The sequence below is a fragment of the Bacteroides sp. OM05-12 genome (assembly GCF_003438995.1).
In the GTDB taxonomy this organism is placed as follows: domain Bacteria; phylum Bacteroidota; class Bacteroidia; order Bacteroidales; family Bacteroidaceae; genus Bacteroides.
Map to the genome: position 1 here is coordinate 1 of NZ_QSUN01000018.1, position 18,818 is coordinate 18,818.

Sequence of the window (18,818 nt, forward strand, 5' to 3'; positions counted from 1 at the left end):
TAACTTAATTTCATGTGTAAGACTCTTTTTTGTCCAACTTTTGGGGTGCAGTTCAAAAATAAGCCACCTTCACTATAATAATCTGCAAATCAGAAACAAACGCACAAAGAGTGATAAGGTGAAGGCAAGCCTAAGTAAAAGTTGAATAACTGCTAAATAGCCAGAATAAACAAGCTAAAACGCCTAAGGGAGTGTCGGCTTACGTCCCGGTAGATGTTAGTTATCGCTCCCTTGAGCGTTAGCTAACACTCCCTTAGGTGATAGGCTACGCTCCCTTAGGCGATTTCGAACAACCTTGAGATTTTTACAAACACCAAGATGTTTTTTAAAATCATCAGGTTGATTGAAAAAAACATAAGGACGATTACAAACAAAGATACGGTCGGTTGTCCACAAACTCCTATCGTTTGCAAACAATCGACCGTATCTTTGTCTTAGACAGAAAGACGCTATTATTTAATAGCCTCTACCGCTCTTTTTATTCGAGAAATGGTCTCCTCTTTACCCAAAACCGCAGAAATGTCAAACATGTGTGGACCTTTACCCTCTCCTACCAATGTCAGACGGAAAGCATTCATTATAACACCCAGATTATAGCCTTTCTGCTCTATCCATGCCATTACTATCTTTTCTTGATTCTCAATAGAGAAATCATCTATACTTTCAAGTAACTCTGCCAATTCCGACATTTGTGCAGGAGATTCTTCTTTCCAACGTTTCTTTACCGTCTTCTCATCATATTCTGTCGGAGCGACAAAAAAGAATTTGCATTGTTCCCACAACTCTTTCACAAAGCTGACACGTCCTTTCATCAGACCGACGACTGTGACAATCTTGTCCATCGGAGCATCAATGCCATGCTCTTTCAGAATTGGTGCAAACAATCCCGCTATCTCCTCATTACTTTTCAACAAAATATATTCATGGTTGAACCATTTTCCTTTTTCATAGTCAAATTTAGCACCAGCCTTGCTGCAACGATGCAAATCGAATAGTTTTACCAATTCATCCATCGACATGATTTCCTGATCATTCCCCGGATTCCATCCTAATAATGCCAAGAAATTAATAACAGCCTCCGGCAAATAACCGGATTCACGATAACCGGATGAAACCTCCCCAGTTTTAGGATCGTGCCATTCTAACGGAAATACAGGAAAACCGAGACGATCACCGTCACGTTTACTCAACTTTCCATTACCATCCGGTTTCAGGAGTAAAGGTAGGTGGGCAAACTCAGGCATAGTATCCGCCCAACCGAATGCACGATATAATAAGACGTGCAACGGTGCAGACGGCAACCATTCTTCACCGCGAATAACATGAGTTACCTCCATTAAATGGTCGTCTACAATATTGGCAAGATGATAAGTAGGTAATTCATCGGCAGATTTATACAACACTTTATCATCCAATATAGAAGAATTTATAACAACCTCTCCACGTATAATATCATGTATATGAACATCTTCATTCGGTTCTATTTTAAAACGCACCACATATTGTTTGCCTTCAGCAATCAGAGCGTCCACTTCTTCTTTTGAAAGTGTCAATGAGTTACGCATTCCCATACGGGTAGAAGCATCATATTGGAAATTATTTATCTCTTTGCGTTTTGCATCCAGCTCTTCAGGTGTATCAAATGCAATATACGCTCTATCGCTATCTAAAAGTACGTTTACATATTTTTTATAGATATCCCTTCTTTCAGACTGACGATAAGGTCCATAATTGCCACCAAAGCTAACGCCCTCGTCAAACTTAATGCCCAACCATTTAAACGATTCTATAATATATTCCTCTGCACCGGGCACAAAACGGTTTGAATCGGTATCTTCTATACGGAAAATCAAATCCCCACCGTGCTGACGGGCAAATAAATAATTGTACAATGCAGTACGCACTCCACCAATATGCAATGCTCCCGTAGGACTCGGAGCAAAACGAACTCTAACTTTTCTTTCTGCCATTTTACATTAGTATATAAAAACGGAGCAAAATTAAGGTATTTTTCCCAAATAACAGCACAACTTACATGCAAGTATATGTGTTCTTTATAAAAAAACTTACTCTTATCATTTATTTTTTGTATTTTTCGCCCCAAATAAGAATATTATGAATATCAGCAACAATAAAAAGAAATTCTATAAGGACTTACTATATAAAGCCCTGATATTTATCGGTACAGTAGGTATTATCGTGTATTTCCTACCGAGAGAAGGTAAATTCAATTATCAATTCGATATTAACAAACCATGGAAGTACGGATTATTACAGGCTTCTTTTGATTTCCCGATTTTTAAAGACGAGAATGTGGTTAAAAAAGAGCAAGACAGCATACTTTCATTATACCAACCCTATTATCAGTTGGATAACAACATTGGTAAATTGGAAATAAATAAATTACGGGAAAACTATAATAAGGATCTTAGAAAGACTTTGCCATCCGTCGAATACATGAAGTATATCGAGAAAGCACTAAAAAAGATATATGAAACAGGCATTGTGTCAAATGAAGAAATGAACCGGCTCTCTAAAGACAGCATACGTTCTATTATGGTAGTCAACAAGAACATGGCTACACCATTGGCTGTCAACAATTTATTTACCATTAAAGGGGCATATGAATATATTATGAATGCCGACACCATACATTTCAACCGCAATATGCTTCACCTGTATAATTTGAACGAATATATTACCCCAAACTTGACGTTCAACGAACAAAAATCCGCAGTTGCCAAAAAAGATTTACTCGCCAACATTTCCTGGGCTAAAGGAATAGTGCAAAGCGGGCAAAAGATCATAGATCGCGGTGAAATAATCACTCCCGAAACATACAGCATATTGGAGTCATTACGGAAAGAGTCTATCAAACGAAGTGAATCCATAGAGCAGAAGCGAATGATACTAGGAGGACAAATTTTATTCGTTAGTATACTGATGCTCTGCTTCATGTTATATCTAGAATTATTCCGCAGCGATTATTATCAACGGAAAGGAAGCCTGTTATTGCTCTTTGCCATCATTGTGTTCTATTCGGTACTCACCGCCTTAATGGTAAGCAATAATCTCTTCAATGTTTATATCATTCCATTTGCCATGTTACCGATGATTATTCGCATTTTCCTGGATTCACGCACGGCATTCATGACATTAATCACCACTGTACTCATCTCATCCGTAGCCCTACGGTATCCATACGAATTTATCTTATTGCAAACGGTTGCCGGATTGGTCGCCATATTCAGTTTAAGAGAGTTATCGCAACGATCACAACTATTCAAATCTACCATTCTAATTATTCTCAGCTATATTGCCTTATATTTCGCTTACGAGCTCATTCATGAGAATGATTTGACAAAGCTAAATCTGAGTATGTACACCTATTTTATTATAAACGGAATTCTATTATTATTCACCTATCCGCTACTATTTTTGCTGGAAAAAACATTCGGATTTACTTCCAACGTTACATTAGTGGAACTTTCCAATATTAATAACAGCCTACTAAGAAAGATGTCTGAAATAGCTCCCGGAACTTTCCAACATTCTATGCAAGTAGCAAACCTTGCGGCAGAAGCAGCTAATAAAATCGGGGCTAAAAGCCAATTAGTACGTACCGGAGCTTTGTACCATGACATAGGAAAGATGGTTAACCCCGCTTTTTTTACAGAAAATCAATCAGGAGTAAATCCGCATAAAAGCCTCAGCTATGAACAAAGTGCACAAGTTGTCATTAACCACGTAACAGACGGGTTAAAACTTGCTGAAAAATATAATTTACCCAAAGTTATCAAAGACTTTATCAGTACGCATCATGGATTGGGACAAACCAAATACTTTTATATTTCGTACAAAAACGAGCATCCTGATGAGCCGATAGACGAACAGAAATTCACTTATCCGGGTCCTAACCCATTCACACAAGAAACAGCCATACTGATGATGGCAGATGCTGTGGAAGCAGCATCACGCAGTCTTTCCGAGTATACGGAAGAGTCCATTAGTAATCTAGTAGAAAAAATCATTGATTCACAAGTAGCAGAAGGATACTTTAAAAACTGTCCGATCACTTTTAAGGATATAGAGACTGTAAAATCCGTGTTTAAAGAAAAACTTAAAATAGTTTATCATACGCGAATCAGCTATCCTGAATTAAAAACTAAATAACAGACCTAAAATACCAATAGATGAGAAACAAAATCATTCTGCTAACGATTCTTATTCTCTGCCTTTATAATTTCTGCCCAATTAATGCAGAAGAAGATACTACTTATCAATCGATTCTACAATATAGCCCGGAGGAACTATTTCAAAAAGCAGAAAGGTTTAAAGCTGAATCTCAAGAAGATTCGGCACATCTCTATTATTCAATCATCCTTAGCCGTTATAACGATCAAATTACTCCGGAAGAAGGAAAACTTTATGCTCAAAGTGCTAACAAGGCAGGAGTAATATGTTATTACTCGGGGAATTATACAGGAGCATTCAATCTTTATATTGAAGGTTTAAAGATTGCCGAGAAAAGTAAATATGTTGAATATATGCCTAACCTATACATCAATTTAGGAAATATATACAGTATTTACCAAGACTATGAGATTGGACGAAGTTATTACGAAAAAGCTCTGAACCTAAACAAACAATACAAGAATCCCGATATTGACTTCAAAATATTAACGAATCTGGTTCAGGTCTGTTGTTTCATGAAAGATACGCAACAAGCCAATAAATATTTCAAAGAGATACAATTTTTGCATCTGCAAGACAGTGTGTTCAAACAATATTTCGACAGATTCAACTTAGGACTTATATATGTTACGGATAATCAAAGTTCAAAAGGTATTTATTACCTAAAACAATCTGTCGATTATTGTCAGCAATATATAAATGATCCGGCTGTAGAATGCTCCTCATTAATTGAAATCAGCAAAGCCTACCAACAAGTACACCGATTGGATTCAGCTTTGTACTACTCAAAATTATGTTATGAGTTGGCCAGAAAGAATCAGGTAAAAGATATGCTGATACAAAGTTTAAAAGATCTGTCTGATCTTTATGAAAGAAAAGGTGATTTATCTAAATCATTAGCATGCAAGAGTGAATATCTCTCTCAAAATGATTCAATCTTCAACATAAGAGAATTCAATAAAATAAAGAAGATGCAATTTCTTTATGAAACGGAAAAGACCAATAATGAAATTGCTATGCTGAACAAAGAACGTGAAATAAAAGCATTACGTATCAAACAACAAAATAAAATATTATTTTCCATAGCGTTGGGATTACTTATTACAGCAGCATTTCTTGTTATTTTATACCGACAAAAACGTAAATTACAAGAGACCTACCAAGATTTATTCCAGCGCAATCGCGAAATCATGTTATCCGAAGAAATCTATAAAAAAATACATCTGCGCAGTGAGGCACGCATAAAAGAATTGGAAAACAAGCTAAAAGAACTACAACCGGAAGAAAACATACAAGAAAAAGAAACGGATGAAGATGATAAGAAATATCAGAAAAGTAATCTTAACGATGAGCAGAAAGAAATACTTCTTGAGGCCATCAATCACGTAATGGAAGATACTTTAGAATTCTGTAATGTAGATTTCTCATTAGAGAAATTAGCTTCATTGGTCAATTCAAATAGTAGATACGTATCTCAAGTAATTAATGAAACATACCATAAGAATTTTAATCTGTTCATCAATGAGTACAGAATCAAAGAAGTTCGCAAAAGGTTGATGGACACCGAGAATTATAGCAACTATACGATTAAAGCTATTGCCGAAAGTGTGGGTTACAAATCACACGCCAACTTTGTCCTTATCTTTAAGAAGTATACAGGCATAACCCCTTCAATGTTCCAGAAGATGGCTAACAAATAACAAAATGATACGAATTTAAGAATTCGTTCGTCACGGTTTCCCATAAGGTTAGTATTTCATGTATATTTGTAGTAAGATTTAATTGTTATTGTTCAACTGTTTAATTAAAATCTTATGAGAAAAAGGACTACTTTATGGATGCTATTTTTAATAGTGTTCTCATTTGCTTCCATAACATCAGAAGCTCAAACGGTTTCTGACAAAAGGAACACAACAAACAAAGAAAAAGGGATTCTCATGAATAGCCTTTCTTCTAAAGTAAAGAAACAAAGTAACCCTGCGAGAAAAGTACCTCTGCAAAATGTATCAGCAGGGAACATACCGACTTTTTACGGTACTCTTCTATATACTTCTCCTTGGGGAAGCAATCCCAATAATAAAAAATACGGAGTATATTCTTTTAATGTTACCGATAATGGTTTCAACTCGTCCCCTCTCATTTTAAACGATGATTTCCGGGATATGTACGCAGGGATGTACCTGGATGGGAAATATTATACATTGGCCAATCGCCCCGAAACAAGCACGGAACTCCCCTATGTTCTTTATACAACTTACAATACTTCTGACTGGACGATTGCCAATCAAAAGAAATTGCCCTATACCTCAATAGCTCTCGATATGACCTATGATCCGATAGGCAAACAATTCTATGTTCTTTCTTTAGATTTAAACAATAATCAAGTCTTAGCAACTTTTGATGTAGCCACCGGAGACATGGCTAAGATAGATATTATTAAACCGATGATTGTTCTTGCCGCCAATACGGATGGAAAACTCTATGGAATAGGAACTGACAGTAATTTCTATAGTCTGGATAAAAGTACCGGAAAAGAAACCCTTATCGGCCCAACTGATACAAGATCCCTATCAAATTATCATTTTGTACAATCTGCAACATTCGACTATTCAACCGGTAGACTATATTGGGTAGCATGTTTCGATGATCAATCTTCTTCCTTATATGAAATAGACTTGACTTCCGGAAAAGCATTATTAATCCAAAACCTACCAACAGACGATCAAATCACCGGATTATATATATTAGGAGATATTCCCGATGCCACAGCTCCTTTTGCTGTGTCTAACCTACAATTCAATTTCACCACATTAGGAAGCACAGAAGGAAATATATCCTTTAAGGCCCCTACTACCAATTTTTCAGGAGAAGCGTTGTCAGGAAACATGGATATAACAATCACGCAAGATGAGGAAATCATAAAAACACTCACCGGCATTGCTCCGGGTGCTGATTATGAAAGCGAAAAAATAACAATTCCGGCAGGATTACATACTATTAATGTCACCCCGTCCAATGAAAACGGTAAAGGTCCGGTCAGCACAATCAGAATATGGTCAGGACCGGATGTTCCTGCTGCGGTAAATAATTTGAAAGCTATAAAAGCTGAAGACGGAGGTGCTATCTTAACATGGGAAACTCCAACCAAAGGCGCACATGACGGTCTGCTTAACAGCAATTCTATAACCTACAAGATTATACGTAACCCTGACAATTACACTGTAATTGAGAATCTCACGACAAACACTTACACTGATTATGTAACCAGTGAGCTCGGTTATTTCACATATACCGTCATTCCCGTATCTGATGGAGGTGAAGGAATTGCATCTACTTCCGAAACATTAATGTTGGGTAAAGCATTCGATGTTCCTTATACAGCTGACTTCACCAAACAAGAAGACTGTCATTTATGGACTATCATTGACAATAATAAAGATGGAAAAACATGGTTTTATAATGAGAATAGAGGTCATGTTAGTTCTGACTACAATGGTATATTAAGCAATGATGACTGGTTCATTTCACCGGCAATACAACTCTCCTCCGAAAAAGTGTACAAATTAGAATACGAAGCAGCAGCGGGACTTAGTTCATGTCCGCAAAACTTTAAAGTTACTATAGGTAAAAGTCCTAATCCGGATTCGCAGGTCACAATTTTGGATACGCATGAGAATTTTAAAGATAATGTAAGTAAAGCATATGAAGTTATATTTTCTATTCCTGATGATGGTATCTATTATATAAGTTTTCAGGATTATAGTACAGTCAATCAATTTGCGGTTTATCTTTTCTCATTTAAGCTAACAGCATTAACCAGCTCCGGAGCTCCCGGAAAGATTGAGGATTTAACAATAACTCCCGACAAACAAGGAGCTTTATCGGCTCTTATATCTTTTACAACTCCTTCATTAACCTATTCCGGACAAACATTGACAGCTATTAATACTGTTAGTATATACAGAAACGGAGAACAGGCACACACGATCCAAAATCCCAACCCGGGAAAACAGTACTCTTGGACGGATGAGCATGCAATAGCCGGAAATTGTTCGTACAGGATATTTGCATCCAATGATAAAGGAGATGGTATGGATGTTGAACAATCAGCTTTCATAGGTCTTGATACCCCGAAAGCCATAGAATCTGTAACACTTAAAAAAGAGAATAATAAAGCTGTTATCTCTTGGGAACCTGTTACCGAAGGTATAAATAATGGCTACTTAGGAGATATCCATTACCAAATAGAGAGAAGCGATAATGTAATAGTAGCAGATAATATTTCGATAACAAACTATACAGATGATGTAATCAGCAGCATTTCTAGCGGACAAAAACTTATTTTCTACAAAGTAACACCTATAAATGCAAACGATATAGCAGGCCAACCAACTACATCAAATGAGATTGCTTTTGGTTTCCATTATACCGTACCGTTTGCAGAATCATTTGCTGGTAGTAAGCAACAAAACGAACCGTGGATTATTGAGAATACATCTAAAAACGGAATATGGTCCATTCAGTTACAGGGCTACAACCCCACAGCCATACCACAAGACAATGACGGAGGATTAGCTTCATTTAATGGTTATATGACAAACGGAGGTATGAGTCGTTTGATTTCTCCAAGTATCACATTAAAGGATAGTAAAAACCCCACTCTGCAATTCTATCTATATCATAATTACGATGGAGAGAACAAGGGCGACGATAGGGTACAAATCGAGGTAGCTGTAAACGGTGGTGACTTTACAGAAATAGAAGGGGCACTGTTTAAACGTGAAAGTCAAGAACTTGAAGGCTGGAGAATGTATGAAGTGCCATTAGTTACTTATCAGGATGCCGAATTTATTAATCTTTCATTCAAAGGTATTGGAGGTTACGGTCAAAATCTACATATAGATAATATACGTATCGTAGAGTCTTATACTTATGACCTGGAAATGACCGATCTATCCGGTCCATCAACGATAGAAGCCGGAAAAAGTAAAGAAATGGTTGTTACAATCTTAAATAAAGGAGCAGAAGCGACAAGTGAGTATACAGTAGAACTCTATAGAGATGGCAGTTTGTTCGAGAGCAAAGCCGGAACTTCAATAGCAGCAGGAGCTACTTCTGAATTTAAATTCATGTTAGCCACTACATTGGACGATGCCAACACATCTTCCATATTTACAGCTAAAATAATTTATTCTAAAGATGAAGTACCAGAAAACAATGATTCCAAAGAATGGAATGTACAAATAACAGAGCCTATCTATCCTAAAATAACCGAGCTTCAAGGAATTGCCGATAACAATAAAATCACACTATCCTGGACAGCACCGGAAACAGGTGGTATAAGCATTGCTGAAGCTATTACAGATGACTTTGAAAGTTATCCGACCTTTGCCATCGACAACATCGGACAATGGTTAATGTATGATGGTGATAAAAAGACTACTTATGGTATAAGTGGGGTCGATTATGATCACAAAAATGATCCAAAAGCTTTCCAAGTAATAAACTTCGATGAATTTATGTATGAAGATGAAGATGCTGAAAAAGCATGGGCACCTCATAGCGGAGTACAACACTTAATCTGTTTTGACGCTAAAGAGTCTACTAATGACGACTGGTTAATATCACCGGAATTAAGCAAGAACGAACAAACCGTCACATTCTTTGCCAAGACTGCTGTTTCCAAATACGGAAAAGAACGTTTTGAATTCTGGAGTTCAATTTCCGGTACTGAGATCACTGATTTCACGAAATTGAATGAAGGGGATTATATTGAAGCTCCGGATTCATGGACTAAATATTCATTTACTGTCCCTGCCGGAACCAAATACTTTGCAATACGATGCGTTTCAAACGATTCATATGCATTCTGTGTTGACGATGTTACTTACGAGCCATTAGCCGGTGAAACGAATTATGAAGTATCAGGTTATAACATCTATCGTGACGGAAAGAAAATAAATTCCGACCTTATAAAAGAAACGACCTATACTGACAATGGATTAGAGGACGGTACATATTCTTATAAAGTAACTGCCGTCTATCCGGAAGGAGAGTCGTATTATTCCGATGCTGTTGAAGTAACAGCCAAAGCATCCGGTATTGAAAGCATTACTGCACAATATCAGGTTTATGCTCAATCCAACAGCATTATTATAAAAGGAATCGGGAACAAAAACATAGCAGTCTGCAATGTCGATGGCTATGTACTATACAAACAATCAAACAGTGACGAAAATATCGAAATACCAGTACAACAAGGTATTTATATTGTCACTATTGGGGAAGAAGTTTACAAAGTTTTTGTAAAATAACTTAGACCTTATCCATTAGGGAGCTATAACTACCGTGAAGGTGAAGTTCGTTTCACTTTCACGGTAGTTTCATATTATTTTCTCAACATTTCTAATAAACCGCCGCACGTATCTTCAAGTATATCCAATACGTTCTCAAAGCCGGAATCTCCTCCATAATAAGGATCTGGGACATAGTCTACAACCTTTTTTACCGAGAAATCACACATACGATATATTTTCTTTTCTTCTTCCGGTGAGGGAGCCAGTTCGCGAAGATCATCTATATTACGATCATCCATACCGATAATCATATCAAAATCATAAAAGTCCTCTGTACGCACAGGACGAGAACGATGCACCAAATTGTAACCGCGACGAGCCGCGTGCATACGCATTCTTGCATCCGGCAGTTCTCCCTGATGATAACTCAGAATTCCCGCAGAATCGACTTTTACTTCATTTTCCATCCCTGCCTGCTCCAACAAACGAAGCATAATCCCTTCGGCAGATGACGAACGACAAATATTTCCGAGACAAACAAAAAGAATCTTCTTCATACCTATTATTATTCCAAGAATGTACGAAACAAATCAATCTGTGTATTAACAATCAAACTTTCCGGAAAGTCCGTTTCCACCAACAGTTCATACAGAAACTCATAATTGGCAATATCAAACGAAATATGCGCATCACTTCCCAATATAACAGGCATCTCATATTTCTTGCACAACCGTAATAACTGTATATTATTATCACGGGCCGAGCCTTTATGACGAGCCGGTTTTAGCGAACTATTGTTTATTTCCAACAAGGTGTGATTTTCCTTTGCTGCTAATACGATAGGTTCAAAATGAAGCGGGACAGTACCATCGCTCGGATGACTGATTATCTGTATCGCCGGATTACGGACAGCCCCGACAATAGCTTGGGTATTCTCATCTATTGTTCCGGACTGATAGCACAAAGAATGAATTCCTGCTATACGAAGATCAAGCATAGAAAAATATTCTTCCGGCATATCAACATTCCCTTTATAATCTATGATGTTCATTTCTGCCCCAAGCAACAATTCCACACCATACATATTTCGAGGGACAACATGTAAATTACGAAAATAAATCAACTCACACGTGCCCGGAATACCCGGTGAATGTTCTGTTATACCAAGTATTTTCAAACCTTTATCCGCAGCAGTACGTACCATTTCCTGCAGCGTACTGAAAGCATGACCGCTAGCTATCGTATGCGTATGTACATCCAACAATATATCCATATTTATTTTTAATCCGCTACAACAATTTTAAATACAGCAAATGATTTTCTATCGTCCAATTTAACGAAATAAACACTACTGAAAGGCAAAGGTATAGTCATTGGAATTACTTCTTCCCGACTCAAAAGAACCTTTCCTGAAATATCTGTTATAGTCACATTTGTATAAGTTCCTGTTGCACCTTCTATTATCAATTGATTTCCAATCACTTTAACAGAAGGAGAAGATTCGTCTTTTCTCACTGTCTCAATACCAACTAAAGGTTTCTGAAGAAACGCATCCATTATACTATAATTCTCACGATACCAATTCTTCATAAATTCAGCTTCTTCATCAATATTCGTACACTTTTCCGGCCAAAGATTAAGTTCTCTTGAGAAAGCTCCGGATGAAACAAATAAATCTTTATAGTTATCAATTCTCTCTTCAATTGTAGATATCGACAGCTGATTCTGTTTTAATTCTTCCCAGCAAGCTTTCAAACGTTCTTCAAAGTTACAAGGTTTTTCTTCAAATAAACGTTCAAATAATACATTAGAGAAAGGTACTTCACCTGTAAAAGCATATTTATTCAGATAACTACCATCGTAAGTACGCCCAAAAGTCGAATCCAAATCCCATGGTGTTATAAAGAATCGCTCTGCTTTCTGCACATTATAGACGCTAAGAAACATATTCTTTACCGGATTATCTACAACATACATTGCATTCAGGAATAAAATATAATCAATAATATTGTCCAGACAAACATGATTTTCCAGTTCTTCTGCAAAGTAGGCTTTATCTTTATTATAAATCGGAGAAACAAAATCAATAAAATGCTGGAGGTATTCCCAACCGGCAAGACCTTCCTCACCCGGATATTCCGACTCCAGACCACTCCATGTCACCCCATCTATCGGTTCATCTTTATCATAGACTCCACTGCCCAAAGGAGTTGCCCAAGTATTCGATTTATAAGACACTCCTTTAAAGCCATCTTTGTATTTTTTCAGCTTCAATTGTTTCCGGTCTATCTTTTCAGTAAAACAATATAAACCATTATACTTTCCATTCAAAAATACTTCTACAAAATACCCTCGAGTACCATTGTGTGCTTCCGGTTCATCTTTTATATGCGGCACATTATTAAATGAATTCCAGATATCAGTACAAAGACGGTTTCTCATCCGAGCATGATCAATATACATCGCATCCAAAATCCAGTCTCCGTCCTCTCTTAAACCCAACAAAGAAGCATCGACTTCTTCTCCTTGTTCATCCTGTAATTCTATAGAATATGACTTTTTAGGATAAGTGCTCGAAGATGCGCCACGAACTTTAATACCGGCCTTATGTGTAAATAACGCTTCATTAGTTGAAGTACGCTTTAAAGGATCTATCAAAACAAATCCGCAATCTGTTCGTTTGTCTTTTATTATCTCCGCTCCTTTCGCATCAAGACAAACAATCGGCAAAGTAGTTATCATCAAATGATAGGCAACTTCATTATCGGTAAAAAGGACTTTCAATTCATAACTCTTTTTACGCCCTATATCTTCCAAAGAATACTCAGAACCTTGAGCACAAAGTTGATCTTCAATATAAAATCCTGTAACGTCACTTCCTTCATAAGATACTGTTACTTTCAGGTTTTGTATATCCTGAGGTACGGAATAGTACAAATCAGTCGTATTCCCATCCTGAATACAAGAAACACCGTTCAACTTCAACGTAAAAACATTCTGGGCATACGTAGAAACTCCACTAAGAGAGAAAAGCCCCAACAGCAATAAATAAAAGAATTGTTTGTGTCTCATTTTACATCTTATTTAAATTAATATTTTACATCGGATCCACATCATAATAAACTATCAGCGAGCGAAACCGTTCATCCTCCACCATCTCCCGTTGTACACGAAGTAACTGGTCGCGTACTTTTTTCATAGAAGCATTGGCCTCGATCTTTATTACAATCTTCTTTATATAAAGAGTTTGAACACGAGCTACCGGCGGATTGTCCGGTCCCAATATACGATTACCGAATACGGCACGGAGTTTCTCCGCCATCGTCCTCGCCATCAAACCTAATAAATCTTCTTTCCTGTTTTTTAAATAAACATAAATCAAACGGTAATAAGGCGGATACTTAAATAATTGACGTTCGGCCAGCTGTGATTCATACATAGTCTGATAATCATTTTGTATCACTTGATGTATGATAGGATGCTCTATCGACTTGGTTTGCAATACAACCAGCCCGCGCTTATTCTTTCTTCCCGCACGCCCTGCCACTTGTGCCATTAATTGAAAAGCCCGTTCATAAGAACGAAAATCCGGATAATTGAGCATTGTATCGGCATTCAGAATACCAACGACACTTACATGGTCAAAATCCAACCCTTTGGATACCATCTGCGTACCGATAAGAATATCTGTTTTTCCTCCTTCAAAATCCGCAATAATACGCTCATAAGCCGCACGGGTACGTGTTGTATCCAAATCCATACGGGCAACGGTAGCCTCCGGAAAGATGAGTTTAATATCATCTTCCACCTTCTCCGTACCGAAGCCACGGTTCATCATCTCCACTCCTCCACATGCCGGACATGATTTCGGCACTTGATAGGTATAACCGCAATAATGGCAAGTGAGTTGATTAATCCCCTTGTGATACGTGAGACTCACATCGCAATTCTTACAACGGGGCACCCATCCGCAAGTACGGCACTCTATCATCGGAGCAAAACCACGACGGTTCTGAAACAATATAATCTGCTCCTTATTCTCTAAAGCTACGCGTATCTTTTCCAGCAGCATGGGAGAAAACTGACCGGACATACGCTTCTTTCTTGCCAATTCCTTAATATCTACCGGCATAATCTCCGGTAATTGTATATCTTTATAACGCTCCGCTAATTCTACAAATCCGTATTTCCCACTAACCGCGTTATAATAAGTCTCTATTGACGGTGTCGCCGTTCCCAACAAGGTTTTAGCACCATACATGGAAGCCAGTATGATGGCGGCATTCCTTGCATGATAACGTGGAGCCGGATCTTGCTGCTTATACGTATTCTCATGTTCCTCATCCACTATCACAAGACCAAGATGCTCAAACGGAAGAAAAACAGAAGATCGTACACCCAAAATAACTTGATATCCATTACCGCCCAACTGTTTACGCCATATTTCAACCCGCTCGGCGTCGGAAAATTTAGAGTGATAGATGCCAAGTTTATCACCGAATACCCGTTGTAAACGTTCGGTAATCTGTGTCGTCAAAGCTATTTCCGGCAATAGATACAATACTTGTTTGCCTGAATCTATAACCTTTTGAATCAGATGAATATAAATTTCCGTTTTACCACTTGAGGTAACTCCGTGAAGTAAACAAACGTTCTTCTCCTCGAAACTGGCAAGAATAGCGTCAAACGCCTGCTGTTGAGAAGTATTAAGTGCATTTATTTCCGAGACATTTGCTTGCTGCCTGTTTAAACGTCCGATTTCATGGTAATAAACTTCAAAAACATTTTTATCAACCAATCCGTTGAATATAGCAGGTGAAGCTGTAGCTTTAGCCAGCAAATCCTTTTTTGAAACTTCTTTCAAAGGCGTCTTTCCCATAAATCCGGAAAGTTCCACATACTTCATCAGCAACGCCAACTGTTTGGGAGCACGAGACAGCTCATCGAAAAGCTCCCTTAAACGTTCCTCCACGGAAGCCTCAGCAGTAAGCCGCACACGTACTTCCGTCTTTGGCTTATAATTACGCTTTAACTCTTCCTTTATGAAAAGGGCTTCTTTGTCCAATAGGGATTTGATTACGGACAACACATTTTTCACCCCGCTCTCTTTCTCCAATTGCGTGACACATTGCTCCGGCTCTTTAGACAATAAGTCCAAGATTAACTGCTCTTTCTCCGGTAACGGAGCATTTGCTTCAAAATCGGGATTATAAACAACTATCGTTTCACTCTCCAACTTCAGCCCTGAAGGAAGAGCCGCTTTATAAACATCTCCGTTCGTGCAGAGATAGTACTCCGACAACCAACTCCAAAAACGAAACTGTATGGGAAGAAGTATAGGTTCGGCGTCAAGCAACTCCGTTATATCTTTTGTTTCATAAGCCTCCGGAGCAGAAAAATGCACATTGGCTACTATTGCCGTATAAAACTTCTTACGCCCGAAAGACACAACGACACGGCAACCTATCTTCACTTTCTCCGCCATCTCATCAGGCAAAGAATAAGTGTAATAGTTAGCTAAAGGAAGTGGCAATATGACGTCTACGTATTTCTTCACGGCTTCATCATGTTAAACTCCGACAAAGATACAACAAACATCGGCATGATTAAATCTTTTCTCCCTTTAAATTGAATCGTTTCACCATGCTCATCCTGTCGTTTGAGCAAGGGAAACCTGTCGTTCAGGCATGGTGAAACGCAAGGATGTCCATAGGTGAACGATTCAAAGATACAGAAGTTATTCCATACTTAATATAAAAGGGACGTATCCGCAATGGACACGTCCCTTTCAAACAAAGTTTTATTCCTATTAGAACATATAGGCAAGAGAAACCTGCCACATCTTATTCTTTTTCTTAAATACATCACCGGTTAAGATAGTATCTAAATTCTTATCGCTAACCGTCGCTTTATTAGAGTTGCCTAAAGGAATGTTGTAATTTACAGCAATCTGCAGGCAATTAATTAATTTAGCACCGAGACCTACATTGATACCAATGTCTGCTTTCTTTGCAGTACTTTTCACTCCACTACCGATTGTTTCTCCTGCCAAATCGGCAATTCCTTTGAACACATCGTCCGATTTCAAATTAAACGAAAAGTCCGGTCCGGCTGTTACAAAGACACTCGCCATATCACCCATACCTATGGAGTATTTTAAATTGATAGGAATATCTATGGCATGCTGGCGGCTGGTCTTACTTGCCGTAGCCTCTCTCGGATCATCCGGCGTATATTCTATTTTAGCGGACTTCTGAGAATATAATAAGGAAGCATCAAATCCCAATCCACCGATAGGAAGTGTGAAATCAAGCATCGGACCGAAAAAATAACCGGCCTTATTTTCTGCTTTAAAGTTCTCTTTCAAGCCTGAGAAATCAGCTTTATTTAAATTCAATCCGGCTTTAACACCCCATCTTAATTGGGCCTGTGAAGGAAGGGCCATACACAAACATACAGCTACCAACAAAGCACTAATAATCTTCTTCATAAGTTCATTTGTTTTAGTATTCATAGGCAAAGATATGTAATTTCTTATTAACACCCTAAAGATTAGGCATAAAAAGTAATTACCCGGCTCTACCGCATATTCGCCTTTCTATAAAGAAATAACAATAAAACAGCTTAATTGTTTCTCTGTTCAGGATGACAAATTCTGTTCATGATAGGCATCAACCGCCTTTTTTACCGAGCCATACAGCAGCAATAGCCGTTTAGCCTGTTCATATTCTATTCCTAATTCTTCAGCCACCATACGGGTTCCCCTATCCACCAGTTTTTGATTGGACAACTGCATATTGACCATTCTATTCCCTTTCACACGTCCCAACTGAATCATGGTAGAAGTCGTTATCATATTTAGAATCATCTTCTGCCCTGTTCCCGATTTCATTCTCGAACTTCCCGTTACAAACTCCGGTCCGACAATCATTTCTATCGCAATATCCGCTTCTTTTGATATAGGCGCTTCGGGATTACTGGAGATAGAAGCGGTCAAAATACCGTTTTCCCGAGCCTTTCTCAATGCACCGATCACATAAGGAGTCGTACCGGAAGCTGCGATACCGACAACTGTATCTTTCACATTAATAGCATGTTCTTTTAATTCTTCCCAACCTCTCTCCATGTCATCCTCTGCATTTTCTACCGGGCAACGCAATGCACGCTCTCCTCCGGCTATCAAACCAATAACCAAAGTAGGAGGCATACCGAAAGTTGGCGGAATTTCCGAAGCATCCAGCACACCAAGGCGACCGCTCGTTCCCGCACCCATATAGAAAAGACGCCCGCCCTGTTTCATTCGCTTTACAACTTCCGTCACCAGCTTTTCTATTTGCGGAATCGCTTTCTGCACCGCATCCGCCACTTTATGGTCTTCTTCATTTATATCTTCAAGAAGTTCACGAATCGGCTTCTTCTCCAAATCATTATATAACGACGGTTGTTCTGTTATTTTTATAAAAGCCATTTTAGTTACTGATTCTTTTTAGTATGATAATTTATTAATCCCTCCATAGGACTTTTCACGATACTCCCAAGCTCTATTCCCATTTCAAAAGCTGCTTCACGCAAAATATCCTGATAATAATACGCCACAGACCCAACCATACGTATGGGATAATGACGATAATCATATTGCATCACATTCCGTTTGAAGAAAGCTTTAAAGCTATTTAGTACCAACGAACGAACTTCCGGTTCACTGAGGTTGGCCGCAATAAAAGGCGAAAAGCTTGCTAAGAAACGATTCGGAAAAGGTTGTTTATAAACCCTATCCATAATCTCAGCTCTCGTAAGACCGGATTGCTCAAAGAACTTTTCCTGCAATGTTGCCGGCAGTTGATTCTTTAAACAGTCTCCGATAAATAGTTTACCCAATACAGCCGCACTTCCTTCGTCACCAAGAATAAAACCTAAAGGAGATACATTACTTGTAATTTCATTCCCGTCATAAAAGCAAGAGTTAGAACCGGTTCCCATAATACAAGCGATTCCGGCTTCTTTACCGTAAAGTGCACGAGCCGCCGCAAGCAGGTCACTACCTATTTCTACCGGCACATCTATATGCCGGGCTATTGCCGTACTGACAATCCGGTTCTTTTCAGGGAAAGCACAGCCTGCACCATAGAAGTAAACCGCATCAATCACACTCCGCTCCAACTTCGGCATCAGGTTACTCGCAATTTCTTCGCTAATCTCATCGGTCGTTTGAAAGAAAGGGTTCGTACCCTTCGTACAAACGTGTAACACCGGCTTCCCATCAGTTACCAAACACCAATCCGTTTTAGTAGAACCGCTATCTGCCAACAATATCATATCTTTATATCT

The 18,818-nt window shown here is 38.3% G+C and carries 11 protein-coding genes; 3 read left to right on the forward strand and 8 right to left on the reverse strand.

Annotation, left to right across the window (positions count from 1 at the left end; translation table 11 throughout):
* Positions 1–452: 452 nt before the first annotated feature.
* Positions 453–1,970 carry a glutamate--tRNA ligase gene (gene gltX / locus DXB63_RS12790; RefSeq protein WP_122126812.1) on the reverse strand — a complete coding sequence of 506 codons (1,518 nt, stop codon included), beginning with the start codon at positions 1,968–1,970 and terminating at the stop codon, positions 453–455.
* 145 nt (positions 1,971–2,115) lie between these two features.
* Here gltX and DXB63_RS12795 point away from each other — a divergent pair, with 145 nt between their 5' ends.
* The 3 genes from DXB63_RS12795 to DXB63_RS12805 all read left to right on the forward strand — a co-directional run bounded on the left by DXB63_RS12795 (position 2,116) and on the right by DXB63_RS12805 (position 10,508).
* Positions 2,116–4,173 (forward strand): HD family phosphohydrolase, encoded by a 2,058-nt coding sequence (locus DXB63_RS12795; protein WP_122126813.1) that lies wholly within the window; start codon positions 2,116–2,118, stop codon positions 4,171–4,173.
* Positions 4,174–4,193: 20 nt separating this feature from the next.
* A complete protein-coding gene (locus tag DXB63_RS12800) occupies positions 4,194–5,894 on the forward strand; it encodes an AraC family transcriptional regulator (protein ID WP_122126814.1) in 1,701 nt (566 codons plus the stop codon).
* A gap of 114 nt (positions 5,895–6,008) precedes the next feature.
* Positions 6,009–10,508: a choice-of-anchor J domain-containing protein gene (locus tag DXB63_RS12805; protein ID WP_122126815.1), complete on the forward strand. Its 4,500-nt coding sequence runs from the start codon at positions 6,009–6,011 to the stop codon at positions 10,506–10,508.
* Positions 10,509–10,582: 74 nt separating this feature from the next.
* Here DXB63_RS12805 and DXB63_RS12810 read toward each other — a convergent pair whose 3' ends face one another.
* The 7 genes from DXB63_RS12810 to DXB63_RS12840 form a co-directional block, all read right to left on the reverse strand.
* Positions 10,583–11,047 (reverse strand): low molecular weight protein-tyrosine-phosphatase, encoded by a 465-nt coding sequence (locus DXB63_RS12810; protein ID WP_122126816.1) that lies wholly within the window; start codon positions 11,045–11,047, stop codon positions 10,583–10,585.
* A gap of 8 nt (positions 11,048–11,055) precedes the next feature.
* Positions 11,056–11,763 carry a phosphatase gene (locus DXB63_RS12815; RefSeq protein WP_122126817.1) on the reverse strand — a complete coding sequence of 236 codons (708 nt, stop codon included), beginning with the start codon at positions 11,761–11,763 and terminating at the stop codon, positions 11,056–11,058.
* Between the two features lie 8 nt (positions 11,764–11,771).
* Entirely contained in the window at positions 11,772–13,562 is a 1,791-nt protein-coding gene (locus tag DXB63_RS12820; protein WP_122126818.1) for a CotH kinase family protein, read from the reverse strand.
* A 25-nt stretch (positions 13,563–13,587) separates the two neighbouring features.
* On the reverse strand, positions 13,588–16,047 hold the full coding sequence (gene priA / locus DXB63_RS12825; RefSeq protein ID WP_122126819.1) for a primosomal protein N': 2,460 nt from the start codon (positions 16,045–16,047) through the stop codon (positions 13,588–13,590).
* 252 nt (positions 16,048–16,299) lie between these two features.
* Positions 16,300–16,980, reverse strand: coding sequence for a porin family protein (locus DXB63_RS12830; RefSeq protein ID WP_122126863.1), 681 nt, complete (start codon positions 16,978–16,980; stop codon positions 16,300–16,302).
* Positions 16,981–17,130: 150 nt separating this feature from the next.
* The gene (murQ, locus tag DXB63_RS12835) at positions 17,131–17,958 is read right to left on the reverse strand and encodes an N-acetylmuramic acid 6-phosphate etherase (RefSeq protein ID WP_122126820.1); all 828 of its coding nucleotides are present in this window, start codon (positions 17,956–17,958) and stop codon (positions 17,131–17,133) included.
* Between the two features lie 5 nt (positions 17,959–17,963).
* Positions 17,964–18,806, reverse strand: a complete 843-nt coding sequence (locus DXB63_RS12840) for a BadF/BadG/BcrA/BcrD ATPase family protein (RefSeq protein ID WP_122126864.1) — start codon at positions 18,804–18,806, stop codon at positions 17,964–17,966.
* Positions 18,807–18,818: the final 12 nt, after the last annotated feature.

Bases quoted from the DNA above. Each gene is read 5' to 3' on its own strand.
- DXB63_RS12805 (WP_122126815.1), top strand. From the start codon at position 6,009: ATGAGAAAAAGGACTACTTTATGGATGCTATTTTTAATAGTGTTCTCA.
- DXB63_RS12800 (WP_122126814.1), top strand. From the start codon at position 4,194: ATGAGAAACAAAATCATTCTGCTAACGATTCTTATTCTCTGCCTTTAT.
- DXB63_RS12830 (WP_122126863.1), bottom strand. From the start codon at position 16,980: ATGAAGAAGATTATTAGTGCTTTGTTGGTAGCTGTATGTTTGTGTATG.
- DXB63_RS12810 (WP_122126816.1), bottom strand. From the start codon at position 11,047: ATGAAGAAGATTCTTTTTGTTTGTCTCGGAAATATTTGTCGTTCGTCA.
- DXB63_RS12820 (WP_122126818.1), bottom strand. From the start codon at position 13,562: ATGAGACACAAACAATTCTTTTATTTATTGCTGTTGGGGCTTTTCTCT.
- DXB63_RS12795 (WP_122126813.1), top strand. From the start codon at position 2,116: ATGAATATCAGCAACAATAAAAAGAAATTCTATAAGGACTTACTATAT.
- murQ (WP_122126820.1), bottom strand. From the start codon at position 17,958: ATGGCTTTTATAAAAATAACAGAACAACCGTCGTTATATAATGATTTG.
- DXB63_RS12815 (WP_122126817.1), bottom strand. From the start codon at position 11,763: ATGGATATATTGTTGGATGTACATACGCATACGATAGCTAGCGGTCAT.
- DXB63_RS12840 (WP_122126864.1), bottom strand. From the start codon at position 18,806: ATGATATTGTTGGCAGATAGCGGTTCTACTAAAACGGATTGGTGTTTG.
- gltX (WP_122126812.1), bottom strand. From the start codon at position 1,970: ATGGCAGAAAGAAAAGTTAGAGTTCGTTTTGCTCCGAGTCCTACGGGA.